Here is a 26,157-nt window from a genome sequence, read left to right as displayed (position 1 = left end):
AATAACAAAAGTAAAGCATCTTTTTTAACACTTTTACTTTCTCATTCTTTAGTATTTTTACAGTTACTGCTCAAACAAAGTTTTCTATGTCTTTTAATATACAAGCTCCGTACGCTCCCGCTGGTGACCAGCCGGAAGCGATAAAACAATTAACCGAAGGCATCAATGATGGCGAACCCTTTCAAACCCTGCTAGGGGTAACTGGTTCTGGAAAAACCTTTACTGTAGCCAATGTGATACAGCAGGTACAACGTCCTACGCTGGTGCTTACACACAATAAGACGCTGGTAGCACAGCTTTATGGCGAACTCCGGCAATTTTTCCCTGATAATGCGGTAGAGTATTATGTGTCTTACTATGATTATTACCAACCTGAGGCATATATGCCGGTTAGTGATACTTATATAGAAAAAGACCTGGCGATCAACGAAGAGTTGGATAAACTACGGCTAAAAGCTACTTCCAACCTGCTCTCAGGCAGAAGGGATATTATTGTAGTAGCGAGCGTTTCCTGCATTTATGGTATCGGTAACCCTACTGAGTACGAAAATGGGATTATCCGGATACAGCGGGGACAAACAATCAGCCGCAACTTACTATTGCATGGGTTGGTAAATTCACTTTATAGCCGTACCACTGGCGATTTTAACCGTGGTAATTTCCGGGTAAAGGGAGATACATTGGATATTAATTTGCCTTATGTGGATTATGGTTATCGCATTACTTTCTTTGGCGATGAGATAGAAGAGATAGAAACCATAGATGTACAGAACAGTAAGCGCATTACTGTAGTAGAAAATGCTGCGATATTTCCTGCTAATATGTACCTGGCGCCAAAAGACATGATGCAGCAGATCATATATGAAATACAAGACGAGCTGAAAGCCCAGGTAGAATATTTTAAAGCCAATGGTAAGCTGATAGAAGCGCAACGTTTATCTGAAAGGGTAAATTATGATTTGGAAATGATCCGTGAACTGGGATATTGCAATGGGATAGAAAATTATTCCCGTTTCCTGGACCGCCGTAAGCCTGGTGCAAGGCCCTTCTGTTTGTTGGATTATTTCCCGAAAGATTTTCTGTTGGTGATAGATGAAAGCCATGTAACCATTCCACAGATAGGTGCTATGTATGGGGGCGACCGTTCCCGTAAGCTGAACCTGGTGGAATATGGTTTCCGCCTGCCTTCTGCCTTGGATAACCGCCCGCTCAATTTCTATGAGTTTGAGAATATGTTGAACCAAACCATTTTTGTGAGCGCCACACCGGGCGATTATGAGCTAAAGAAAACAGAAGGGGTGGTGGTAGAACAGGTGGTACGACCTACAGGTCTTTTGGAGCCACCGATCGAAATACGCCCTAGTGTTAATCAGGTAGACGATTTATTGGATGAAATAGATAAGCGGGTATTGAAAGGTGACCGTGTATTGGTAACAACCCTTACCAAGCGGATGGCCGAAGAAATGGACAAATACCTGGGTAGGATTAATATTAAATCGCGTTATATCCATTCGGAAGTAGATACACTGGAACGTATTGAAATATTGCGTGACCTGCGTTTGGGTAATATAGATGTATTGGTAGGAGTAAACCTGCTAAGGGAAGGATTGGATTTACCCGAGGTATCATTGGTGGCTATCCTGGATGCCGATAAGGAAGGTTTCCTGCGGGATGAGCGCTCCTTAACGCAAACAGCCGGACGTGCTGCACGTAACGTAGACGGGTTGGTGATCTTTTACGCCGATAAGATCACCGATAGTATGCAGCGTACTATCGACGAAACCAACCGCCGCCGCGAGAAACAGGTGGCTTTTAATATTGCACATCATATTACGCCTAAAACGGTCCGTAAGAGCAAAGAGCAGATTATGGGACAAACGTCTGTATTGGAAATCAAGCACTTCGATGAAAATTCACCGATGGCTATCCGGGATGACGTGCAATTGGTTGCGGAAGATGCCATGGCTTATGCTAGGTCTTCTGCAGCTACAGTGAAAACTATTCCTCAGATGGAAAAATCCATAGCAAAGGTGAAAAAGGATATGGAAAAGGCAGCCCGCGACCTGGATTTTATGGAGGCAGCCCGTTTAAGAGACCAAATGTTTGCTTTAGAGCGCGAATTGTTAGAAATGAAGCAATAAAATTGGAGTAATTTTTAGAACATTATATGTATTTATTTATAATGTAATAATTTCTTTTTCTATTTATAGTTATTGTTTATGTAATGTATATTATTATTGTTTAACACGTATTTGTGTAATATGCTCTCTCTTTACAGTAACACAAGTATCTGTTAAATTTTAAAATTGTTAACCATTCCTTAATTATTGTATAAATAGTTGATAATCAGCTTTTTGTATTTAAATTTACAAGCTCTTCTCCTTCATATATCCAGGAAAAACATAATTAATATTAATAATTAATTTAATATAATTGGTTTAATCCTAAATATTGGCCTACTTATTCAAATATTTCTATTTTTATTGGGTTCTATTTGATGTTTTAAATTTCAGAACTACTTTTATTTAAGAAATTTAAAACTGAACGCTATGAAGAAAATATCATTTCAGGACTATCTACCTTTTATTTTTCTTACGATAGTTGCAATTATTGGAATTTTTATCCCTTCTCTTCCGAGTTTTGCTGATACCAGTAAATATAATTCCGCTGATATTGCCTGGATACTGGTTGCCTCTTCTCTCGTGTTTCTGATGACTCCCGGTTTATCTTTCTTTTATGGAGGTATGGTAAACAAAAAGAATATCATTTCTACCATGATGCAAAGTTTCATCGCTACCGGGGTAATTAGTATAGTATGGTTGGCTGTTGGATTCAGCCTGGCGTTTGGTAAATCTTACTATGGTATAATAGGTGATCCCAGTACCTTCTTTATGTTCCAAAATGTAAGCTCAAGTGGTCCGTGGGGTCTTGCACCCACTATCCCGCTCTTGTTGTTTGCACTCTTCCAGATGAAGTTTGCAATCATCACACCGGCGCTGGTAGTAGGTGCAGTTGCAGAAAGGATTCGCTTTACTTCTTATGTACTCTTCATGTTGTTATTCAGCGTATTGGTATATGCGCCTATTGCACACTGGACCTGGCATCCCGATGGTATTTTGTTTAAGTTAGGCGTTCTTGATTTCGCAGGTGGAACAGTAGTGCATATTTCAGCAGGTTGTGCTGCCTTGGCTGGTGCATTGGTATTGAAAAGAAGAAAAGATCATATTGAAAAGAAAGAACTGCAGCCTGCCAATATCCCCTTTGTATTATTGGGCACCGGTTTGCTCTGGTTCGGCTGGTTCGGTTTTAATGCCGGTTCTGCCTTGAGCGCAAGCGCACTCGCTGTTTCTGCTTTTGCTACTACTAATACCGCTACTGCTGCTGCCGGTTTATCATGGGTATTTTTTGATGTGATCCGCGGCAGGAAGCCTTCCGTTCTTGGATTCTGCATCGGTGCAGTAGTTGGTCTGGTAGCTATCACGCCAGCCGCGGGTTTTGTGGCCATTCCACAAAGTATTTTCATCGGATTTATTGCGGCCATCATCTCTAATGTGGCTGTACATTGGAAATCAAAAACCAGCATAGATGATACCCTGGATGTATTCCCTTGCCATGGCTTAGGCGGTATGGTGGGTATGTTGCTCACTGGTATCTTCGCTACCAAAGCTGTAAATGAAGGTGGAGCTAACGGTTGGTTCTACGGTAATTTTGAGCTTTTCAAAAACCAGGTACTGGGCTTGTTACTGGTAGTGAGCTATAGCTTTGTAGTATCCTACGGTATCTTTAAACTCATCAACTTTATTCACCCGCTGCGTGTATCTGAAGAAGAAGAAGCACTGGGTCTGGATGCTTCCCAGCACAACGAAGAATATCATCCTTCCCTTATCAGCGTATCAGGCAATGGTATCCTGAAGGAGGAAGAAGATCAACTGGTGCATTCCTGAAACAGCTGCCTTTCATAGGCCTGTTCTACAAGTAAACGTTCTTTGAATACCATTTTATCAACCTTTATCTTTATCAACTTTATTAAGCATATCCTTTATGTTGTAAGAACCTGGAATGGGTAATTGGTAACCAAACTTGCTGTAAATAAGTGAAACCCGTACCAATCGTGGGTTACCAGTTACCCCATTCCTGCCTATTAAATGCCGAAATGTAGCACCACATAGCACGCATACATCCCCCCAAAACAATCGATCCACAGGAAAGGCCGTATTAATACTTACTATTTTATCAACCAAATTTATAAGTATGAAAAGCATGTTAACGACCTTATTTGCTATGGGTAGCACCCTTGTTGCTTTCTCTCAATCCACAACAGATACTATATCTGCGCCAGCCTTCAAATTATCAGGATCTGCGGACGTATACTATAAATACAATCTTAACGGTAACAATACTGATAATAAAACCAGTTTTACTAACGCTCATAACTCCTTCGAATTAGGCATGATATCGTTGAGAGTAGAACATGGCTTTAAAAGAGGAAGTATCGTGGCCGACTTGGGCTTTGGTAAAAGGGCCGGCGAATTTTCTTACAACGATCAGCCTGGCTCTACCAACGGATTATCTATGGCGATCAAACAATTATATGTAGCCTATCAGCTCGCCGAAAAAATAAAAGTAAGCCTAGGTAGTTTTGCTACACATATTGGCTATGAACTGGTAGATGCCTATCAGAACAGGAACTACAGCATGAGCTATATGTTCAGTTACGGTCCTTTCTTCAATACCGGCGTAAAAGCAGATATTGCTTTCACTCCTTACTTAAGCGCCATGATAGGGGTATTTAATCCTACCGATTTAAAATCTGTTTCCCTCAACAGCCATAAGTACATCGGTGCACAATTGGGCTTCACTCCCATCGAAATGCCACTTAAACTATACCTGAACTACCTCGAAGGAAAAGATACTTTCGGCATACAAAATCACCAGGTGGATTTTGTAGCCACTTATCAAATCAACAAAGTATTGGGTTTGGGCTATAATGCTACCTATAGCGCTTATATTGATACCCGGGCGCCTAAAAGCACCCGTGAAAATGCCGATTGGTGGGGAAATGCACTTTATGTGAACCTCGATTTTACAGATCGCTTTGGGCTCACTGTTCGCGGTGAATATTTCAGTGACAAAGATGGCGTGAAAGTATTCAGTGCTTTCCCTGGAGGAGGCAACGTAGTAGCGGCTACCCTTACCTTCGGCTACAAGGCAGGACATCTTACTATTATGCCGGAGTTCCGGCTGGACAAGGCTGCTGTAAGCCTTTTTAATAAATCTTCCGGCCAGCCCACTACAACTACTTCAAATGTGCTGTTAGCTGCCACCTATCATTTCTAAGCATCTGCTTATTGGCAGTTGGCTACCAGCAGGTGATTACCTGATGCTAAAGGTTAGGTGGCTGCTCTATATTGATCAGCTTGCAAGAGGTTGGTTAGGGAGGCTACTAGCCGCTAAGCGCTAACAGGATTTGTATTATCTTGGTATCAAAAAAAAAGAATGTTGCAGCCGTCCACGTTGAAGTTTCTAAAGTCACTCAGGTCGAATAATAATAAAGTATGGTTCGATGAACATAAAGCCGAATATCTGGCCGCAAAAGCCGATTTTGAAGGTATGGTTCAGCAGCTGATTGATGGCTTGTCGAAGCAAGATATTTCTCTGCAGGGGTTACAGGTAAAGGATTGTGTTTTTCGGATTTACAAAGATGTTCGGTTTGCCAAAGATAAAACGCCATACAAAACTCACCTGGGGGCTTTCTTTCAGGCTGGAGGGAAAAAGTCGAACCTGGCGGGCTACTATTTCCATCTTGAACCCGGAGGCCATAGTATGGCTGGCGGTGGTATCTGGATGCCTGCTGCGCCGGAGTTAAAGAAACTAAGGCAAGAAATTGATTATAATTTCGAAGCGTTTGAACAGTTGATTTCTGGTAAGGAATTTATTAAACACTTTGGGAAAGTGGAAGGAGAGGCACTCAAAAACGCTCCACAGGGATATCAGCCAGATCATCCGGCCATTGCTTACCTGAAGCTGAAAAGTTTGATCGTATCGCATCCATTTACAGATGAAGCTTGTATGCAATCTTCCATTGTAAAGGAGATCCTGAAAACATTTAGTCTGATGCAGCCATTGATCCAATTTATTAACCGGGCAATGGACTAATCATAAAATGGTTTATTAGTTGAACGGAAAATTGTTTTGTTATAGGATGCTTTATAAATAATGTGGCTGTTATCAGTTTGTTCCTGTTCTGCCATCCATCTAAAATAATGATCCGATAACTAATAAACCATTCCCTGACATACCAGGATTAATTTTTGTGAATCAGAAATTCGAAGGGACGAGCCTTACGATTTTTTAACAAATTTTCTTTGTCCGTACGCGCATGTGCGAAACGCTGATTGTAAACGTTTGCTACCTCAATAATCGGTATAATTCCATCCAGTGTATCCTGCTGATCAACGATATTCATGATCCTGGATACCTGTGAAGAGAAATTAGAGCTCCACTCTTCGGTGAACTTGTGCATTAACAAAAGTTCGCGATTGGTGTTGGTTTTCATAGGACTTAAAGGGTGTTTTCTGATTAGAAAATAACGAAAAATACCGGCATCTCTCTAAAATTGGACGACTCTTTTGTTCCAAAGAGTTTTAGTTGGCATAGGATTACTACTTCCAAAATTGGATTTTATCCCGCACAAATCAATACTACTTCCGTGTAATTTTTATGCTTTTTGTGTTATGCTTTTATGAATTAAGTAAAAAAGAGCAAGCGATAATGTGCTTGCTCTTAATTAGTTATAAATATATTTTCGTATAGTCATGTCCGGTGCTACGCTTATTGAGCGATTCATCACACAATTACATAACACAACAGTATGATTACAGCCAGTTTTTAGCGCTGAGGTATTCTGCAATTTGGATGGCATTGGTAGCTGCACCCTTACGCAGATTATCTGCTACAATCCACATATTCACAGTTTTGGGCTGTGTTTCATCACGACGGATGCGGCCAACAAATACTTCGTCTTTATCGTGTGCATCTTTCGGCATTGGGTATTGTGCTTTGGAAGGATCATCCACTACTATTACACCTGGAGTGTTTTCCAGTAGGGTGCGCAGTGCTGCTACTTCGTATTCGTTTTCGAACTCAATGTTCACAGATTCGCTATGGCCGCCCATCACTGGAATACGTACAGTAGTTGCCGTTACCAGGATGTTATCATCTCCCATGATCTTTTTAGTCTCATTCACCATCTTCATTTCTTCTTTCGTATAGCCGTTGTCAAGAAATGTGTCTATCTGTGGGATCACGTTCAGGTCAATTGGGTAAGCATAAGCCATTTCTCCGTTAATACCTTGCCTTTCATTCATTAGCTGTGTAACAGCTTTTACGCCAGTACCGGTTACAGACTGATAGGTAGATACCACTACCCTTTTAATTTTATATTGTTCGTGCAAGGGTTTCAGCACCAATACCATCTGTATGGTAGAACAGTTAGGATTGGCAATGATCTTGTCTTCCTGGGTAATAGCATCGCCATTTACTTCCGGTACTACCAGTTTTTTGGTAGGGTCCATTCTCCAGGCGCTGGAATTATCAATAACAGTAATACCTGCCGCCGCAAATTTAGGCGCCCACTCCAGGGAAGTGTTACCACCGGCAGAAAAGATCGCTACATTAGGCTGCATGGAAATAGCCGTATCTGCACTTACCACCTTCCAGGTTTTGCCCTTAAATGTTACTTCCTTACCTACAGACTTCTCAGAAGCCACTGGAATCAATTCAGTAACGGGAAAATTCCTTTCCGTTAACACCTGTAACATTTTTGAGCCTACCAGTCCGGTAGCTCCAACTACGGCAACTTTCATTTTGCTTACATTTTTAATTTGGAAACTCAAAATTAATATAACGCTCACTCTTTTCATAGCACTGAGCATTTTTTTATTGTTTACAAGGCGTTAACAGTATGCAATTGCATACTTCCTATATTCGGATATTTTAATCCTGTTAGCTATGCGCTTACCCATTGTTTGTTTTTGCCTGCTGCTGCAGGCCCTGGCCGGGTTTTCCCAAATGCCGGCGATATATGATGTGATTATTCATGAGGTGATGCCTAAGCCTACTCCTGTACTCGGCCTGCCTCCTAATGAATATATTGAATTAAAAAATATAAGTGCGGTTCCTGTACAGCTAAAGAACTGGCATTTAATGGTTAACAAGCGGGAGGTTACATTGCCTGCCTATTTATTGCAGCCAGATAGTTTGCTGTTGTTATGCGCTGCTGCAGTTGCAGATAGCTATCCTATTGCTAATGTATTAGGGGTAGATCATTTTCCGCCTTTGGCAGACGACAGTGCTATGATAGTACTGTATAGCCCGTTGCATCAGGTAATACACGCCCTGGCCTACAACCAGCATTGGTATGGTAGCCATAAAGGGGGTGTTAGTTTGGAAATGATTAATGCGTTGTTGCCCTGCAGTGGTAAAAGTAACTGGACCAGTAGTACCGCTTCTGCCGGCGGTACGCCCGGAAAGCCCAATGCCGCGTCGGCAGTTATTACCGATCCTACGCTGCCAGACTTGTTGTATGTTGCCATCATAGACAGCCTGCACCTGATGCTACAATTCAGCAAAACGTTAGACAGCGCCCTGGCGGCAGATCCGGGGCATTATCAGCTCTCTGGAGGTTTGCAGATAAGGCGAGTGGTGGTGCCTCCTCCCTTGTTTAACAATGTGCAATTGCAACTGTCTGCTGCAATAATGCCGCAGCAAGCTTATACACTCAATGCAACAGGAGTGGCGGATTGTTATGGTGCTGTGAGTGGCCTGTACAACGCTGCTACCTTTGGATGGCCTGCCAAGCCGGAGCCTGGGGACGTGCTGTTCAGTGAGATTTTGTTTTATCCTCCTCCGGGAGTGCCAGAATTCATAGAATTGTACAATAACAGCTTTAAAGTGATTGACTTGAAAAGCCTGCGTGTTTGCGCTGTAAAAACAAATGGTAGCTGGGGGCCGGTTAAGCAACTGGCTACCATAAGCCGCCTGCTGATGCCAGGGCAATGGCTAGCCCTTACCACTGATGCAGCGATGTTATGTAATTGTTATAATTGCCTGGCGCCGGAAAGCATACTGGAGGTGAGTGGCCTACCTTCCATGCCCATGGAGGAAGGTAGGTTATTGTTGATGCGGGACGATAGTATGCAATTGGATGAATTGCACTATACAGCCCAAATGCATTTTCCACTGTTCAGCGAATTACGGGGTATCTCACTGGAAAGGCTGCAGTATCAACTTCCTACCTCAGATGGGCATAACTGGCATTCTGCCGCTGCCACAGTAGGGTATGCCACTCCAGGATGGAAAAATTCCCAGCGCTGGCCTGCAGCAGGGGATTCCCTGAATATTGTACTTTCTCCGGCGGTATTTTCTCCCAATGGAGATGGGGTAGATGATAAGGTGCGCCTTTCCTGGCAACTGCCAGCTCCCGGCTATATGGCAAATGTTACTATTTTTGATATACAGGGTGGGGCAGTCCGCTACCTTGCCCGTAACATGTTGATAGGAAATACCGGTTTTTTATCCTGGGATGGAATTGGAGAAAATGCAGTAGTTTTAGCATCAGGTATTTATATATTTTTTGTTGAAATATTTAATGCTGCTGGAGAAGTGAAACATTGGAAACATTCAGTGGTCATGGCACGGAAGTTGGAATGACGGTCAACCCATTGGCAGCCTTTTTCCAGGCTAAAAATAGCCGTGGGCAATCTATTATAATTATTTATATTTGCGCTTCCTAAAAATTTGAACATGCAGTACAGAGAAATTGTTGCAGTAACCGGATTGGGCGGTTTGTTTCAGTTAGTAGCCAGTAAACAAGATGGCGCCATCGTAAGGTCACTGGAAGATAAAAGCACAAGGTTTGTATCTTCCCGCGTGCATAATTTTACTCCACTGGAAAGTATTGAAGTATTCACTACGGGCGAAAACGTAAACCTGGCAGAAGTATTCAAAGCCATGGATGAAAAAGCAGCGGCATTTCCCCCTGTAGCAGGTAAAGCAGATAACAATGCTATCAAAGCTTATTTCAAGAACGTATTCCCTGAATTCGATGAAGACAGAGTGTATGTGAGTGATATGAAGAAGATGGTAAAATGGTTTGGTATCCTCAAAGCAAACGATTTGTTGAAATTTGAGGAAATCCTGGCTGAGGATGAAGGTGAAGTGGAAGAAGTGGTGGAAGTAGTAGAAGAAGCCCCTGCTCCTGAGAAAAAGAAAAAAGCTGCACCGGCTGAAACAGAGGCCGCAGCAGAAGAAAAGCCTAAAAAGCCACGTGCTAAAAAGGCTGTAGAAAAAGAAGATGGCGAAGAAGGTGCAGAAGAAAAAGCACCTAAGAAAACTAGAGCTAAGAAAGAAGAAGCGCCGGCCGCAGAAGGTGAAGAACCTAAAAAAGCTGCTAAGCCACGTAAGAAGAAAACAGAAGAATAAGGGATACTCCGGTACTACCCTCGCAGGATAGTTAATACAGGCCTCTACCTGGCAATATTGCCAGGTAGAGGCCTGTTGGCGTTTAAGGGCCGTCCTAATTATTGTTACTTTTATTTTTATCCTGTATTATCTTAAAAATGCCTAAATTCCTAAATTGCCAGATATTTCATCAGAATAGAAAAAATTAAAATATAACAGACAGGATGAACAATTTAAGTGCAGATATAAAAAAACTTCCCCGTCATTTTCTTCCAGAAAAATTTAAAGTGACCAATTGGGAAACCCTGCAGCCTTACTTCGAAACGCTGCAACAAAGAGAGATTAATAATGTAACTGATCTGGAACAATGGTTGAGAGATATCAGTGAGTTGGAAGCTGTTATCAGTGAAGATGCCTGCTGGCGCCAGATCCGTATGACATGTGATATAACCAATAAGGAATTGGAAGAAGCATTCACTTATTTTTGTATGGAAATACAGCCTCAGCTGCAACCTTATGCTGATGCGCTGAACAAAAAATTGTTAGACAGCCCCTACCTGAAAGATTTAGACCAGGAGCTTTATAAAACATACCTCCGTAGCGTAAAAAAACAAGTGAAATTATTCCGCGAGGAAAATGTGCCTATCCAGGCAGAATTGAGCGTAATGGCCCAGCAATACGGAACTATAGCCGGTAAAATGACCATCGCGATAAAAGGCCAGGAATATACCCTGCAACAGGCCGCTAAGTTCCTGGAAAACAGCGACCGGGCTCTTCGCGAAGAAGTGTTTACGAAAACGGCTACCCGTCGGCTGGAAGATCGTGAAGCCCTAGATAACCTGTATACAGCCTTGGTACAAAAGCGTGACCAGGTAGCCAAAAATGCCGGCTTCAGTAATTATCGCGATTATAAATTTGATGAATTGGGCCGCTTCGATTATAATAAAGAAGACGTATTTCAATTCCATGAGGCTATCAAAGCGCATATTGTACCGCTGACCCAGCAAATACTCGAAAAACAAAAGGCCAAGCTGCAATTGGATACCCTGAAACCATGGGACACAGAAGCAGAACCAGCAGGCGTAAAACCATTGGAGCCTTTTCATACCGGGGAAGAACTGGTGAATAAGGCTATTGCTACGTTTGATGAACTGGGCCCCTTTTTTGGCGATTGCCTGCGGGTAATGAAACAAATGAACCGGTTAGACCTGGAAAGTCGTAAAGGTAAAGCACCCGGAGGCTATAACTGCCCATTGGCAGAAACCGGTGTACCTTTCATTTTTATGAATGCTGCCGGCCAAATGAAAGACCTCACCACGATGGTACATGAAGGTGGCCATGCTGTACATTCGTTCCTGAGTCATCATCTCCCACTTAGCGCATTTAAAGAATACCCTATGGAGATTGCCGAAGTGGCCAGTATGAGTATGGAATTGTTTACCATGGACCATTGGAATATTTTCTTTGACGATGCTGAACAGCTGCGCCGTGCACAGCTCCTGCAATTGGAACGTGCGATCACTATATTCCCTTGGATTGCGACCATCGATAAGTTCCAGCATTGGGTATATGAGTATCCGCAACATACTGTAGCAGAACGTACTGCCAAATGGCTGGAAATCCTGACAGAATTTTCTCCGGCAGTGGTAGATTGGGCAGGACAGGAAGATTACCGTGAAATCACCTGGCAGAAACAATTGCACTTGTTTGAAGTGCCTTTCTATTACATTGAGTATGGTATAGCGCAACTGGGGGCCATTGCCATGTGGAAACAATATAAAGAAAATAAACAGCAGGCCTTAAACAACTATGTACAAGCTTTGAGCCTGGGTAATACTAAAACATTACCAGAACTGTATAAAGCGGCAGGAATTAAATTTGATTTTTCTCCGGCTTATGTGAAGGAGCTCGCCGATTTTGTGAAGACAGAAATAGAGAAGCTATAAACAGCAAATCTGCCTGGTTATCCAATCTGGGATAACCAGGCAATTGTATAGTATATTATTTACAAGACTTACAGACCCCGCTTACTACTACTTCTACATTGTGCGCGGCATATCCTTTGGGTAATTGTATCTGTGGCACATCTGTATCATCCAAACAAATGGTATTACCACATTCTTCACACTTGAAGTGAATATGATGATCGTGATGATGATGTTCTGAACACTCCGATTTGCATAATGCATATCTCACAGAAGTATCTGTAGTAGGTATTTTATGTATGATGCCCTTGTCGAGGAATGTTTGTAAAGTACGGTATACGGTAACCCGGTCAAACGACTGGCCCGCCAGTTTCTCAAAATCGCTATGCTCCAATGCACCGTTACTCTTCATAAACAGTTCCAGAATTTTAGTCCTGGTTTCTGTTACGCTTAGCTTGCTATCACGCAAGATACTGCCGATTCTCTCTGTTATTTGTTGTTTGGTGCCCATGATGAAAAAACGTTTATTCTTCCATTAATCGGTCTATGTCGTTTATTAGTTTGTCTATATCCTGTTTTTTAGTGCCTTCATATAGTCCGCGGATTTGCCCTTCTTTATCTACCAGTGCAAACCATTGAGTATGTACAAAGTCATCTTCACCGGTATAAGTGCCATCGTCTACCAGGTAACCCTGGCGGGCAAGCCGGTAAAGTTGCCTTTTATCGCCGGTAAGGAACCACCAGTTTTTGGCATCTGCTCCATGTTTGGCCGCATATGCTTTTAAAACAGGTACACTGTCGTGCTCAGGGTCTACTGTATGGGAAAGGATCAGAAAATTAGGCTTGTCTTTATACCTGGCATATACTTTATCCATGTTGGCATTCATCTTCGGACAAATACCTGTGCAGGTGGTAAAAAAGTACTCTGCTACGTAGACCTTTCCGTTTACATCCGCTTTCGTTTTCGTATGGCCGTCCTGATCGGTGAAAGAAAAACCAGGCACCGTATGTCCGGGCGTTCCCAGAATAGGCAACCGCTCTTTCCCTACGAAAGAACCGGTTTCTCCTTTAATAACATAGCCGGCATATCCCAGGAAACCCGCGCTAAGCAACACAAAGAACACAATCAATAGTATATTTTTCTTCGACATAGGTAAGATCCTATTTTATTCAGTATACAAAGGTAGCATATAGTTAACAGATGCCGAATCGTGCAGTTATATAGACTATTTTTTAACACATTTACAACAGTTTACAGGTAGTGAAATTATTTATCTGTTTGTTATAGTAATTTTAATTTGCAACATTGTTGCAAAAATGTAATTTCGCCCGGATCAGTCTTTTTAAAATATGGGAGAGAAATTTATCAGGAAGATGAACCTGGATGCGCTGGGCATAGGTGCTTCCTTAGTATGCGCCCTGCATTGCGCAGCCTTACCGTTGTTATTAACCATTTTGCCATTATTGGGGTGGCACCTAACGGAAATGCCTTTGCTGGAATATGGTCTGTTGGTCTTCTCTTTTCTGGTTGGAACTATTTCTCTGGGCCGTGGTTATTTCCGGCTCCATCGGCGCGTAGGACCATTGTTACTTTTTATCCTTGGTTTTACGCTATTGCTCACCGGGCATTTTTTGCTTGCAGGTAAGGATTGGGAACTGTTTACTACTATTCTGATAGGCGCTATCAGTGTAACTGGGGCGCATATATGGAATATACGGAGTGGTAAGCCTGAAACCCCAACAGATCACTGCCTGATAAAACAAGACGCTGTTAGATTGCCCTAACAACTCGTTGATAGGAAAAATTACCTGGATTCCCCGGTGCAGGGAAAACTACTTTACTTACTCATGTGCTCCGCAACATGAGTAGGGTGAATATCGATGCGCAATTGGTAAGGAATGAAAACAGTTTGCATAAAACAGAAGAGCGGCTGGCGGAAATTTTAAAAATCCATTTCCATATATTTAGACAAGACTAAAAAATAATTTAGATGAGTATTTAAATGAAACATAATTTTACTGAAAATTAACAGCTCGGAGGTGTAAAATTTATTACTATCCCGGGAACCCTCGTGCTGTGTTTAAATCCTACATTTTTAAACGCATGAAACAATTATCTGTATTACTATTATTGAAAATCATATTTGTCTCGTCAGTTTTTGCGCAGCAAGGAGCTATAAAGGGTATTGTCGTGAATCAGGACGGCAAACCGGTACAATTTGCCAATATAGCTATTCCACAACTACAGGTGGGCGCTACGGCCGATCAACAAGGAGCTTTCGCAATGAATCATATTACCCCTGGTATGTATGAAATAAAGGTTTACATGTTGGGTTATCAGTCGCTAAAAATGAAAAAGACCATTGTGGCTGGGGAGGCTACTGTATTGAATATCATGTTGGAAGAAGATCTTTCTAAACTTAATGAGGTAGTGGTAACAGGCGTATCCCGGGCAACAGAGATGCGTAAAAATCCTATACCCATTGCCGTTATAGGCAAAAGGGAAATGAATATGAACGTGAATAACAACCTGATTGATGCCATTGTACAGGGAATACCCGGCGTGAGTGCCGTAACCACAGGTCCTAACATTTCCAAACCTTTTATCCGGGGATTGGGCTATAACAGGGTGCTTACCCTCTTCGATGGTGTAAGGCAGGAAGGGCAACAATGGGGAGATGAACATGGTATTGAAATAGATCAATATGGTATTTCCCGGGCGGAAGTAGTGAAAGGGCCAGCCAGCCTTACTTACGGTTCAGATGCGCTGGCTGGCGTAATCAATATGATCCCGGATATTCCTCAGTTGCCGTCCGGAAAATGGCAAGGTAGCTTTACCAGTGATTATCATGGCAATAACGGTATGATTGGTAATTCACTAGGATTGGCTTACCGGCAAAACAACTGGAAGTTTGTGTTGCGTGGCACTTCCAGGTTAGCGCATAATTACCGGAATAAAATTGATGGACTAGTATATGGTACCGCTTTCCGTGAGTATAACTTTTCTGGGTTGGCAAGAACAGATCAATCTTGGGGGCACTCGCAAATTGGCGTCACATGGTACGATAATATCCAGGAAATACCAGATGGTAGCCGCGATTCCCTTACCCGTAGATTTACCAGGCAGGTGCGAGAGGTAGACGATATCAAAGACCGGCCTATTGTATCTAACAAAGCGTTGCGTAGCTATTCTCTTAATCCTTTGCATCAGCATATACAGCACTACCGTGTGTATAATCACACTAAATGGAACCTGGGAAATGGAGACCTGAATGCGATGATCGGCTTACAACAAAGTATACGTCGGGAATATAACCACCCGGAAGTGCCATCCCAGCCTGGTTTATATGTGGTGCTCAATACGCTGAACTACGATATGCGCTACAATTTCCCTGTTATAAATGGCTGGGAAACCACAGCTGGTATAAATGGTATGTATCAATCTAACAAAAGTAAAAATGCTACAGATTTTCCCATCCCTGATTACTATTTGTTTGATATAGGCGGATTTCTGTTTGCAAAGAGAACTTTCGGAAAAGTAGACGTATCTGGCGGTATCCGTTATGATAGCCGTTTTATCCGCTGGAATGATTTCTATGTAGCTCCCAATCCCCATAATGGTTTTGAACAGCATATAAAAGGAGCCGATACAGCCGGTGCGGAGCTGCAATTCCCGGCGTTCAGTCATCACTACACGGGTATTTCTGGTAGTTTGGGTGCTACCTGGAATATTAGTGAGCGGGTATTGGTAAAGGCTAATATAGCCCGTGGTTACCGCGCCCCCAATATCACCGAAATGGGTTCCAATGGGTTAGATCCCGGCGCCCACATCGTATACCTGGGCAACCGCAGTTTTAAACCGGAATTCTCTTTGCAGGAAGACATTGGTCTGCAGGCCTGGCTGCCGGATGCCGACATTAGCCTGGAACTGTTTAACAACAATATCGAAAACTATATTTACCAGGCAAAACTGTTTGATGATGCTGGTAACCCAGTGATAATTGTTCCTGGCAATACAACTTACCGGTACCAACAATCGGCTGCCAGACTATATGGTGGCGAAGTAAGTGTAAACTTGCATCCCCGTAATATTGCTTGGTTAACGATGAATAGTAGCCTGGCCTATACGCAAGGTCGTAATCGCAATCAGGAACTGATAGCAAAGTATGGGGATGAGGCCCGTTATTTACCATTTATCCCGCCGGCGCATATACGTAGTGGGCTAAAGGCAACGGCACAGCGTAATTTTGGCGTGTTCTCTAAAGTATATGTTCGCCTGGAAGCTGATGTTGCTGGTGCCCAAGCCCATTTCTATGGTGTGGATGATACAGAAACTTTTACCGCAGGATATACGCTTTTCAACGTTGGAGCTGGTTCCGTGATCACTAATAAAAAAGGTAGAACGGTATGTGAAGTTTTCCTGCAACTGGATAATATAGCCAATGTGGCCTGGCAGGCGAATATGAACCGGTTGAAATACTTTGAATACTATGCAGCGTCTCCCAATGGCCGCCTAGGTATTTATAATATGGGAAGGAACTTTAGTGCCAAGATGGTAGTGCCCTTTTAGGGTTTACCACAGCTTCAGGCCCATTTTAATGCCGATCTGCAAGCTGGGCAAAACGCTTACCATTTTCCCTTTGTTGAGGGTTACGTCACTATTATCGAAATGGAAGGTATTGTATTGGTAGATCTTACTGCGGATGCCAAGGCCCATATAAGGATCGAGGATGAATTTATCCTTTTTGAACTGTCTGCCTATTAAAAGTTGCAAGCCTATTACGCTTTTGTCGCCCGAATCGGTATAGGTAGCATTATTAAAGGTATTTTTTTCGTTGGGGTAAAATACTTTCTTAAAAAAAACAATGGGCTCAAAGTAGGTGCCTGCTGCTCTGCTGGCAGGCACCGGCTCCCTGGAAAAAAGGTACCAGCGCATGCCGGCGCGAAATCCCAGGCCCCTGCCGTCTACAAATTGTGCTGTGCTGATGTCGGGTTTCTTTTGTCTGATATCTATTTTTTTAGCGAGGATATAATCCGGATAATCTGTATAAATGCCGCTAACACCTACTTCAAGGCTCATTTTATCGGATATTTCCTGTTCCAGATAAATATCCAGTTCATTGATCAATGTAACAGGGTTTACCTTGAGATAGGCGTTTCTGCCAATTTTCGTGGCTTCCTGTGCAAAGGATAAGACAGTGATGGAGCAAAGGAGCGATAATAATAGCAATGTCTTTTTCATACGGTTGTAAGGGTTAGACTGGCTTTTAAGCGCTTATTCCAGGCAACAACAGTAGCTATAAACCGGACAATAATCGTTCCACAATTACAGGAAACCATTGGTGTTCCAATGCCTGTACTTTTTGGGCTACTGTTTCCGGGGTATCGTCTGGAGTAATGATACACCGTTCCTGGAGGATCATTTCGCCGTCATCATATTTTTCATTTACATAATGGATGGTAATACCACTTTCCTTTTCCCCGGCGGCTACTACTGCTTCATGTATAAAATGCCCGTACATGCCTTTTCCGCCATATTTAGGCAACAGTGCCGGGTGAATGTTAATAATACGGTTAGGGAATGCCTGCACAAGATTGGCCGGTATTTTCCATAAAAAGCCAGCCAATACCACGAGGTCTGTCTGTTGCTCTTTTAATAATTGTACATATTTATCTGAGTGAAAAAATCCTTCCCGCTCTATGAGAATACTGGGGATTCCTTCGTGTGCTGCAATAGCTAATACCCCTGCACCGGGTTTGTTGCAAACAATGAGTGCTACCCGGGCTTTATCCGATCCTCTGAAATGATCTATAATTTTCTGCGCGTTGCTACCTGCTCCTGATGCGAATATGGCGATATTTTTCAAAATCTCTGTCTGTGTTTAAGGATGCAAAAATAGACAATTTAGCAGATGCAGAGAAATGGGCGCCCGGGAGTATCTTTTAGCGGTGAGCTATTGTCCTATATATTCCCCACATCCCTGGTAGTTTTTATCTTTTACCTGTACTTGTACCGTATTAGGACGCATCAGGCCACTTATATCATCGGAGCACATAATGTTCCGGATGCTGATAGTAATATCTGGAGTGGTGTATACCTTAAGGGTATCGGTATTAGGTTGGGGTGCAGGCAGGGCTACCTGCAGGCTATCGCCGTTAGTAGCATGGAAGTAGATCATTTTATGGTCTAGGTCTAGTCGCCAACCAGGCTGGTTGCCATTGGCGGTAAACCGGATGCCGGCTTTGGCTTTTTCTGCCAGCATTGGCCGGCGGTCGCCTACTGCTATGGCTTTTAGTTCAAAGTTGCTGGCCAGTACGCCTTCTATACGTTTGCCATTGGGGTCTAAGAGGAGGAGTTTACCTTCGGAGGCCAGGAAGGAGCTGCTGTCTGTTTTCTTTTTCAACATTACGGTAGAATCGCTGGTTTGTTGCCAGGTGCCGGATGCCACGGTGGCGATATCCTGTCCCCTACCCTGGTAAGCCACCAGCTCGCTGAATGTGTGGTCGTCGTAGAGGCTTACCTGATAATCCATTCCTGGGCAATCGGCGCAAGGCAAGGTGCCCTGGTAGGTGCCAGTAAGCTGGGTGGCAGAATGGCCGGTATTATTTGAGTTGTCGTTTGCCAGACTATTGGAGCGATGATTGCAAGCTGCCATGGCGATCATTAGAAGAGGGAGGAGGGTACTTTTTTTCATGGGAATTAAGTTTTTAATAAGCAGATTGAACATTCTGGTCCGCTGGCAGGTTATTTATTGGTAAAAATAACAACTCTCCCAGAAATTAATTACGCTGACTGTATTATATTATGTAATGTGCGCCAGGATATAGGGGACTACTATCCGTTTTTTATCAACATATATTTTAATTATATCCCCCGAAACCTTCCTCCACCTTATGATGTAGACAAGTATCCACAGTGGAATTAAACTTTCAGTCAAAATAATAAGTTTTGAAAGATTCTGTAAGCGATTCGTATAGATGAGCCAGTATCAAGAGTTACAGATCATTTTTTGTTTAAAAACAGGATAAAAAAAGCCATTTTATAAGACAATAAATTTTTTTAATTGTTGGTAAATTGTCAACATTCTGTCTTATTTTTGCTGGCACTTTTAAGAAACTTTAGGTCAAATCTAAACTATATAGGCTGTGTATCGTCGTGTTTCCATTCTTTTGCGCAAGCATTTTGTGAGTGTGCTTATTCTATGCGCTAGTATAGTAATTCCGTTTTCTTCCGTTAAGGCTGCTGCGGATCCAGCGAAGGGTAAAGCATTATTTCAGACCAATTGCGCTTCATGTCATAATGTCCATAAGAGGCTGACAGGTCCTGCATTGGCAGGAGTAGAAGATCGCTGGCCCGATAAGAAATTATTGCACCAGTGGATTCATAACTCCCCTGCAGTGTTGGCGTCTGGCGACAAATATGCCAATGATCTCTTCAATGAGTACAACAAAACCCAGATGACTACTTTCCCTCAGTTAAGTGATGGGGATATTGAAGACATCCTGGCTTATGTGAGTGTTGAAGCAAAAAATACCGGAGCTTCTACTGCCTCAACGAATCCTGCTGCTCCAGCAGCGGAAGGCGAAAAAGGCAGCGACAACAGTTTACTGTTCGGTATCATTACCCTGGTTCTTGCGGTAGTAGCACTGATCCTCATGCAGATCAACAGCAACCTGAATAAGCTGGCTGGCGATAAAGAGGGCGTTCCTACTCCTGATCCGGTTCCTTTCTACAAAAACAAAGCTTACCTGGCCCTGGTTATCCTGGTGCTCTTCATGGTAGGTGGTTATTTTACTATTAATGGTGCTGTTGGCTTGGGTCGTCAAAAAGACTATATGCCAGTGCAACCGATCTTCTACAGCCACAAAGTGCACGCTGGCATCAACCAGATCAACTGTTTGTATTGCCACGCTGGTGCTGAGAAGAGCAAGTATGCTATGATTCCTTCCGAAAATATCTGTATGAACTGTCACAAGGCCATTAACTCTTACTCTGGCCCTGAACTGGTAACTGCAGAAGGAAAAAGAATCGATGGTACTGCTGAAATCGCGAAATTATACGATTACGTGGGTTGGGATGCTAAGGCAGGTAAATACACCAAGCCTGGCAAACCTATCGAATGGACCAAGATCCACAACCTGCCAGACCATGTTTACTTTAACCACTCTCAACACGTAGTGGCTGGTCAACAACAGTGTCAAACTTGCCACGGTGCAATCACCGAAATGGATGAGGTACATCAGTTTGCTGACCTGTCTATGGGTTGGTGCATTAACTGTCACCGTACTACGAAAGTGCAGTTTGCCGATAACAACTATTACAGCATCTTCGAAAAGCTTCATCAGGATATTAAAGATAAGAAGATCGATAGCGTAACGGTTGAAATGGTAGGTGGTACAGAATGTCAAAAATGTCACTACTAGGATGGATTTAGAGAGATTTTCTCTTGATCAGAAGATACAAATTTTATAAACGTAACTCGTTAATATAACATGGAGCAAAAAAAGTATTGGAAAGGCTTGGAGGAGTTGCACAATACCGATGCGCATCAGGAAATTGTGAAGAACGAATTCAGTGAAGAATTGCCCTTCGAAAGTGAAGGCCTGTTGAATGCTACTACCCCCCGCAGGGATTTTCTGAAATATCTGGGGTTCACCACCGCAGCTGCCGCTATTGCTGCCAGCTGTGAAACACCAGTGAAGAAAGCTATTCCGTATGTAAACAAACCGGAAGAAATCACCCCGGGCGTGTCTAACTACTATGCTTCTTCTTACGCTATTGATGGCGAATATGTGCCTGTAGTGGTGAAAACCCGCGAAGGCCGCCCCATCAAAATGGAAGGAAATACGTTATCATCTATTACACAGGGTGCTACTTCGGCCAAAGTACAAGGCGCTGTATTGAGCCTGTATGATACTGCCCGTCTCCGTTTCCCTACTATTGGCGGTAACGAAACCACCTGGGCGGAACTAGACAAACAGGTAACTACAGCATTGGCCGGTTTGGGCGGTGCTCCTGTGGTGTTAGTAAGCCCTACTTTACTCAGCCCTTCTACTAAAAAAGTAATCGGCGAGTTTCTGGCTAAATATCCTAACTCACGCCATGTAGTATACGATGCTGTTTCTTACGCTGGTATGCTGCAGGCTAATGAAGCTTCTTACGGTAAAAGAGTGATCCCTGCTTATCACTTCGAAAACGCTAAAGCGATCGTGAGCCTGGGCGCCGACTTTATCGGTACCTGGTTAAACCCGGTTGAATACTCCCGCCAGTATGCACAAACCCGTAAGATCAATGCTCAGAAACCGGAGATGTCAAAATCCTTCGCTTTCGAAAGCACAATGAGCCTTACCGGTGCAAACGCGGATGAAAGATATACACACAAACCTTCAGAAACCGGCGCTGTAGCGCTGGCCCTCCTGGCGGCTGTAGGCGGTAGCGTATCTGCTCCTGCCATCGCAGACAAACGCCTCGCTGACGGTATCCAGAAAGCGGCAAAAGAACTGAAAGCTAACACCGGTAAAGCACTGGTAGTAAGCGGTTCTAATGATGTAAACGTACAGATCATTGTAAACGCCATCAACAATATCATTGGCGCTAACGGTACTACCATCGACTTCGCTTCTCCTTCTAACTACCGTCAGGGTATCGATAGCGATATGACCAAACTGGTAAGCGATATGAACGCAGGCAGCATCGGTGCTGTACTGGTTTATGGCGCTAACCCTGCCTACGACTACTTTGCATCTCAGCAATTCGTAGAAGGTCTGAAAAAAGTGAAACTCGCGGTTTCCTTCAACGACAGAAATGACGAAACTACCGAACTGTGTAAATATGTAGCGCCTGACCATCACTTCCTGGAAACATGGAACGATGCAGAAGGTAGAACAGGTTACTTCAGCTTTGGCCAGCCTACCATCCTGCCGCTGTTTAAAACACGTGCAGTTCAGGATACTTTGCTCACCTGGACCGGTAATACTACCGCTTGGGCAGACTACCTGAAAAATGAGTGGGTTAGCAAATTAGGCGGACAGGAAGCATGGGATAAAGCACTGCAAGATGGTGTTGTAGAACCTGCTACTGCTCCTGCATTAGGTGGTGCAACCTTCTCCGGCGACGTAGCCGGCGCTGCTGCTAAAATCAATAGCGCTAAGAAAGGTGGTAAATACGAAGTAGTACTTTACGAAAAAGTGGCTATCGGTAGCGGCAGATTATCCAACAACCCTTGGTTACAGGAAATGCCCGACCCAATTACCCGCGCTACCTGGGATAACTACGCTTGCGTATCCAATACACTGGCTAAATCTTTCTCTACTCAATTAGGTGACGATTATGAAATCAACGTTGAGAAGAAAGTACTGAAAATAAAAACCAATGGTAAGGAAATCACTTTACCACTCCTGATCGTTCCGGGTATACACCCAGAAGTGATTGCTATCGCTGTAGGTTACGGCCGCAGCGAAAAAGTGGGTAAAGCAGCCGGCGGTATCGGCCAGAATGCTTATCCACTGGTAAGCTACAATGGTCAAACTTTTGATTACTTCTCTGTAGATGCAACTGTGGAAGCTACCGGTACTAACTATCCAGTGGCTTTAACACAAACACATAATAGCTACGAAGGTCGTCCGATCGTTAAAGAAACTACCCTGGAAGAGTTCATCAAGAACCCTAAGGAAGTAAACGAAGACAGACTGGAACTGAAGAAATTTGGTCCAGACTATCGTAAAGACGCTACCCTGTATCCTAACTACAGCTACCCTGGTATTAAATGGGGCATGTCCATCGATCTGAACACTTGCTTCGGTTGTGGTGCTTGTACCATTGCCTGCCAGGCAGAAAACAACGTTTCTGTTGTAGGTAAAGAGGAAGTAGCGAAAGCACACGAAATGCACTGGATTCGTATCGACCGTTACTTTAGCGGAGATGAAAACAATCCGGAAGTAGTGTTCCAACCAATGCTGTGCCAGCACTGCGATAACGCTCCTTGCGAAAACGTTTGTCCGGTAGGTGCTACCAACCATAGCTCTGAAGGTATTAACCAGATGGCTTACAACCGTTGCATCGGTACCCGTTACTGCGCTAACAACTGTCCTTATAAAGTACGTCGCCTCAACTGGAGAGACTGGAATGGTGCTGATAGCTTCGAAAACAACCTCTATGATGTAGCCGACATGAACGATAGCCTCACCCGTATGGTGCTGAACCCAGATGTAGTGGTTCGTAGCCGTGGTGTGATGGAAAAATGTTCTTTCTGCGTACAACGTTTGCAGGAAGCTAAACTGGATGCGAAGAAAGCTGGCCACCCAATGAAGGACGGTGCTGCTAAAACCGCTTGCCAGCAAGCTTGTGGCGCTGACGCTATCGTATTTGGTAACATTAACGATAAGAACAGCGAAATTTATAAGGTTCGTAACGAGCAACAAGCAGACAGGTTATACTATGTGTTGGAAGAAACACACGTACTGCCTTCTATCAACTATCTCGCTAAGATCAGAAACAAAGATGCCGCTCCAGGTGCAGAAAAAGAAGCTGCCCATCACGAGGAAGCGCATCATGCGTAATGATCTTAACAGGTAATCGTTAAGAACAAAAAGACAGAAAGAAGTTACAGAATCTGAGATCATAACAAAAGACAAGAGCTAGTAGCTAGAAGCTAGCAGCTAAAAGCTTATAGAATATGCATTTAAAATACGAATCCACACTGAGAGAACCTTTAGTAGACGGGGTTAAGGATTATCACCAGATAACGGAAGATATCATTAGTCCCATTGAAGGGAAGCCTGGTAAACTGTGGTATGTAGGCTTTTTTATATCCCTGGCACTGTTGGGCTTTGGCGCTTTTTCAGTGTTTTGGCAGATCTATTTCGGTGTCGGAGTATGGAATCTGAATAAGACCATTGGTTGGGGTTGGGATATTACCAACTTCGTATGGTGGGTAGGTATCGGTCACGCCGGTACGCTGATCTCCGCCATCCTCCTCTTGTTCCGCCAGGGTTGGCGTACAGGGGTGAACCGAGCGGCAGAAGCGATGACCATCTTCGCGGTAATGTGCGCCGGCCAGTTCCCGATCATCCACATGGGTCGTGTATGGATGGCTTTCTTTATCTTGCCTTATCCTAACACCCGCGGTCCGGTATGGGTTAACTTTAACTCTCCGCTCCTCTGGGACGTATTTGCGATCTCTACGTACTTCACTGTATCACTGTTGTTCTGGTACTCTGGTCTGATCCCAGATTTTGCTACCATCCGCGACAGGGCTAAAACTAAATTACGTAAGTTATTATATGGTGTGGCTTCCTTCGGTTGGACCGGTTCTACAAAGCACTGGCAACGTCATGAAGCGCTCTCCCTGGTACTGGCAGGTTTATCTACCCCGTTGGTACTCTCTGTACACACCATCGTATCTTTCGACTTTGCTACTTCTGTAATTCCAGGTTGGCATACTACCATCTTCCCTCCCTACTTCGTAGCGGGTGCGATCTTCTCCGGATTTGCGATGGTACAAACACTGCTGATCATTACACGTAAAGTATTACACCTGGAAGAATACATTACCCTGGGCCACATGGAAGCCATGAACAAGGTAATTGTATTAACCGGTTCTGTAGTAGGTTGCGCATATCTTACCGAGTTATTTATGGCATGGTACGGCGCTAACCCATACGAATTCGCTACTTTCTTCAAATACCGTGCTGCTGGTCCGCTGGGTTGGTCTTACTGGATCATGATGACCTGTAACGTAATCACTCCGCAGGTGTTTTGGTTCCGCAAAATGAGAAGAAACGTGATGGTGACTTTCGTAATGTCTATCATTGTAAACATCGGTATGTGGTTCGAACGTTTCGTAATCATCTGTACTTCACTGTACCGCGATTACCTGCCTTCCAGCTGGTCATACTACCGTCCGGCTTGGCCTGAAGTAGGTTTCTACATGGGTACATTCGGTTTGTTCTTTACCTGCTTCTTCCTGTTCGCTAAATATTTCCCGGTAATCGCGGTAGCTGAGATCAAGTCTATCCTGAAAACCTCTGGTGAAAGCTTCAAGGAGCAAATGGAAGTTTACGAAGAGCAAAGTGCAGAAACATTTGCACATGAAGTTGCACACGCACACTAAAAGACGAATTAAGAACTAATTACCTGGAATTTGAATTTTTAAATATATGGCTGTTAAAAAATTTGTTGTAGGCTTGTTTGACGATGAGGCAGTATTGTTTCCGGCAGTAAAGAAAGTACGCACTGCAGGGTACAAATTGCACGATGTATACACTCCTTTTCCTGTTCACGGCCTCGATCATGCAATGGGTTTAAGAGAAACCAGTCTGCACACAGCCGGTTTCATATATGGTATCACTGGTACTACTACAGCTTTATCCTTCATGAGTTGGGTATTTAACGTAGACTGGCCGCTGAACATAGGTGGTAAACCACATTTCCCGTTACCTGCTTTCATTCCTATCACTTTTGAGCTGACCGTATTATTTGCGGCAGTGGGCATGGTAATGACCTTTTGCTGGCTCTGCCAGATCATGCCTGGGGTAAAGAAGCATATTTTCCATCCAAGACAAACAGACGATAAGTTTGTAATGGTAATTGAGGTAACAGAAAAGGCTAACGCAGAAGAAGTGAAAAGCTTCCTCGCTGCTGCAGGTGCACAGGATATCAATGAGCAAAAGGCTGAAGCAGGATGGTGGTTCGGAAGGTTTGATAAGGACGATGAGCCTTATCTCCGTAAGATTCAGACCGCAAACGCTTAATTATAATAACAGCTAAAAT

General features: G+C 43.5%; 20 protein-coding genes and 1 pseudogene. 14 read left to right on the top strand and 7 right to left on the bottom strand.

What is annotated here, in order from left to right; all coding sequences use genetic code 11:
* Positions 1–86: 86 nt before the first annotated feature.
* From uvrB to ACDQ55_RS02750, 4 genes are all read left to right on the top strand, one after another.
* Positions 87–2,141 carry an excinuclease ABC subunit UvrB gene (gene uvrB, locus ACDQ55_RS02765; RefSeq protein ID WP_420979538.1) on the top strand — a complete coding sequence of 685 codons (2,055 nt, stop codon included), beginning with the start codon at positions 87–89 and terminating at the stop codon, positions 2,139–2,141.
* Positions 2,142–2,549: 408 nt separating this feature from the next.
* On the top strand, positions 2,550–3,944 hold the full coding sequence (locus ACDQ55_RS02760; protein WP_420979536.1) for an ammonium transporter: 1,395 nt from the start codon (positions 2,550–2,552) through the stop codon (positions 3,942–3,944).
* Positions 3,945–4,251: 307 nt separating this feature from the next.
* Positions 4,252–5,337, top strand: coding sequence for a porin (locus ACDQ55_RS02755; protein ID WP_420979535.1), 1,086 nt, complete (start codon positions 4,252–4,254; stop codon positions 5,335–5,337).
* A 159-nt stretch (positions 5,338–5,496) separates the two neighbouring features.
* Positions 5,497–6,156 (top strand): DUF2461 domain-containing protein, encoded by a 660-nt coding sequence (locus tag ACDQ55_RS02750; RefSeq protein ID WP_420979534.1) that lies wholly within the window; start codon positions 5,497–5,499, stop codon positions 6,154–6,156.
* 148 nt (positions 6,157–6,304) lie between these two features.
* Here ACDQ55_RS02750 and ACDQ55_RS02745 read toward each other — a convergent pair whose 3' ends face one another.
* Positions 6,305–6,556 carry a hypothetical protein gene (locus ACDQ55_RS02745; RefSeq protein ID WP_145662617.1) on the bottom strand — a complete coding sequence of 84 codons (252 nt, stop codon included), beginning with the start codon at positions 6,554–6,556 and terminating at the stop codon, positions 6,305–6,307.
* A gap of 319 nt (positions 6,557–6,875) precedes the next feature.
* Entirely contained in the window at positions 6,876–7,865 is a 990-nt protein-coding gene (locus tag ACDQ55_RS02740) for an aspartate-semialdehyde dehydrogenase (RefSeq protein ID WP_420979533.1), read from the bottom strand.
* Between the two features lie 145 nt (positions 7,866–8,010).
* Between ACDQ55_RS02740 and ACDQ55_RS02735 the strand changes: the two genes are divergently transcribed.
* The 3 genes from ACDQ55_RS02735 (at position 8,011) to ACDQ55_RS02725 (ending at position 12,407) form a co-directional block, all read left to right on the top strand.
* Positions 8,011–9,711 carry a hypothetical protein gene (locus ACDQ55_RS02735; protein ID WP_420979532.1) on the top strand — a complete coding sequence of 567 codons (1,701 nt, stop codon included), beginning with the start codon at positions 8,011–8,013 and terminating at the stop codon, positions 9,709–9,711.
* 93 nt (positions 9,712–9,804) lie between these two features.
* Positions 9,805–10,482, top strand: a complete 678-nt coding sequence (locus ACDQ55_RS02730) for a DUF5606 domain-containing protein (RefSeq protein WP_420979531.1) — start codon at positions 9,805–9,807, stop codon at positions 10,480–10,482.
* 203 nt (positions 10,483–10,685) lie between these two features.
* Complete coding sequence (locus tag ACDQ55_RS02725; protein WP_420979530.1) at positions 10,686–12,407, top strand: M3 family oligoendopeptidase; 1,722 nt, start codon at positions 10,686–10,688, stop codon at positions 12,405–12,407.
* Positions 12,408–12,462: 55 nt separating this feature from the next.
* Here ACDQ55_RS02725 and ACDQ55_RS02720 read toward each other — a convergent pair whose 3' ends face one another.
* Together ACDQ55_RS02720 and ACDQ55_RS02715 are read right to left on the bottom strand one after the other, a co-directional pair.
* On the bottom strand, positions 12,463–12,897 hold the full coding sequence (locus ACDQ55_RS02720; protein WP_420979529.1) for a Fur family transcriptional regulator: 435 nt from the start codon (positions 12,895–12,897) through the stop codon (positions 12,463–12,465).
* Between the two features lie 13 nt (positions 12,898–12,910).
* On the bottom strand, positions 12,911–13,537 hold the full coding sequence (locus ACDQ55_RS02715; RefSeq protein ID WP_420979528.1) for an SCO family protein: 627 nt from the start codon (positions 13,535–13,537) through the stop codon (positions 12,911–12,913).
* 199 nt (positions 13,538–13,736) lie between these two features.
* Here ACDQ55_RS02715 and ACDQ55_RS02710 point away from each other — a divergent pair, with 199 nt between their 5' ends.
* The 3 genes and pseudogenes from ACDQ55_RS02710 (at position 13,737) to ACDQ55_RS02700 (ending at position 16,956) form a co-directional block, all read left to right on the top strand.
* Positions 13,737–14,171, top strand: a complete 435-nt coding sequence (locus ACDQ55_RS02710; protein WP_420979527.1) for a MerC domain-containing protein — start codon at positions 13,737–13,739, stop codon at positions 14,169–14,171.
* Positions 14,172–14,206: 35 nt separating this feature from the next.
* Positions 14,207–14,365, top strand: a pseudogene (locus ACDQ55_RS02705) (hypothetical protein); the annotation flags it as partial.
* A 125-nt stretch (positions 14,366–14,490) separates the two neighbouring features.
* The gene (locus ACDQ55_RS02700) at positions 14,491–16,956 is read left to right on the top strand and encodes a TonB-dependent receptor (RefSeq protein WP_420979526.1); all 2,466 of its coding nucleotides are present in this window, start codon (positions 14,491–14,493) and stop codon (positions 16,954–16,956) included.
* Between the two features lie 3 nt (positions 16,957–16,959).
* On the opposite strand, the gene ACDQ55_RS02695 is transcribed toward ACDQ55_RS02700, so the two are convergent.
* From ACDQ55_RS02695 to ACDQ55_RS02685, 3 genes are all read right to left on the bottom strand, one after another.
* Complete coding sequence (locus ACDQ55_RS02695; RefSeq protein ID WP_420979525.1) at positions 16,960–17,628, bottom strand: hypothetical protein; 669 nt, start codon at positions 17,626–17,628, stop codon at positions 16,960–16,962.
* Between the two features lie 55 nt (positions 17,629–17,683).
* Positions 17,684–18,253: a phosphoribosylglycinamide formyltransferase gene (gene purN / locus ACDQ55_RS02690; protein WP_420979524.1), complete on the bottom strand. Its 570-nt coding sequence runs from the start codon at positions 18,251–18,253 to the stop codon at positions 17,684–17,686.
* Between the two features lie 87 nt (positions 18,254–18,340).
* A complete protein-coding gene (locus tag ACDQ55_RS02685) occupies positions 18,341–19,081 on the bottom strand; it encodes a copper resistance protein NlpE N-terminal domain-containing protein (RefSeq protein ID WP_420979523.1) in 741 nt (246 codons plus the stop codon).
* Positions 19,082–19,532: 451 nt separating this feature from the next.
* On the opposite strand from ACDQ55_RS02685, the gene ACDQ55_RS02680 reads away from it, so the two are divergent.
* The 4 genes from ACDQ55_RS02680 (at position 19,533) to ACDQ55_RS02665 (ending at position 26,138) form a co-directional block, all read left to right on the top strand.
* Positions 19,533–20,810 carry a c-type cytochrome gene (locus ACDQ55_RS02680; RefSeq protein ID WP_420979522.1) on the top strand — a complete coding sequence of 426 codons (1,278 nt, stop codon included), beginning with the start codon at positions 19,533–19,535 and terminating at the stop codon, positions 20,808–20,810.
* A gap of 69 nt (positions 20,811–20,879) precedes the next feature.
* Positions 20,880–23,945, top strand: a complete 3,066-nt coding sequence (locus ACDQ55_RS02675) for a TAT-variant-translocated molybdopterin oxidoreductase (protein WP_420979521.1) — start codon at positions 20,880–20,882, stop codon at positions 23,943–23,945.
* Between the two features lie 116 nt (positions 23,946–24,061).
* Positions 24,062–25,498: an NrfD/PsrC family molybdoenzyme membrane anchor subunit gene (nrfD, locus tag ACDQ55_RS02670; protein WP_420979520.1), complete on the top strand. Its 1,437-nt coding sequence runs from the start codon at positions 24,062–24,064 to the stop codon at positions 25,496–25,498.
* 46 nt (positions 25,499–25,544) lie between these two features.
* Positions 25,545–26,138 carry a DUF3341 domain-containing protein gene (locus ACDQ55_RS02665; RefSeq protein WP_420979519.1) on the top strand — a complete coding sequence of 198 codons (594 nt, stop codon included), beginning with the start codon at positions 25,545–25,547 and terminating at the stop codon, positions 26,136–26,138.
* Positions 26,139–26,157 lie beyond the last annotated feature (19 nt).

Source organism: Chitinophaga sp. 30R24, assembly GCF_049056765.1.
Classification (GTDB): Bacteria; Bacteroidota; Bacteroidia; order Chitinophagales; family Chitinophagaceae; genus Chitinophaga.
This window is presented reverse-complemented; position numbering and strand designations above follow the sequence as displayed.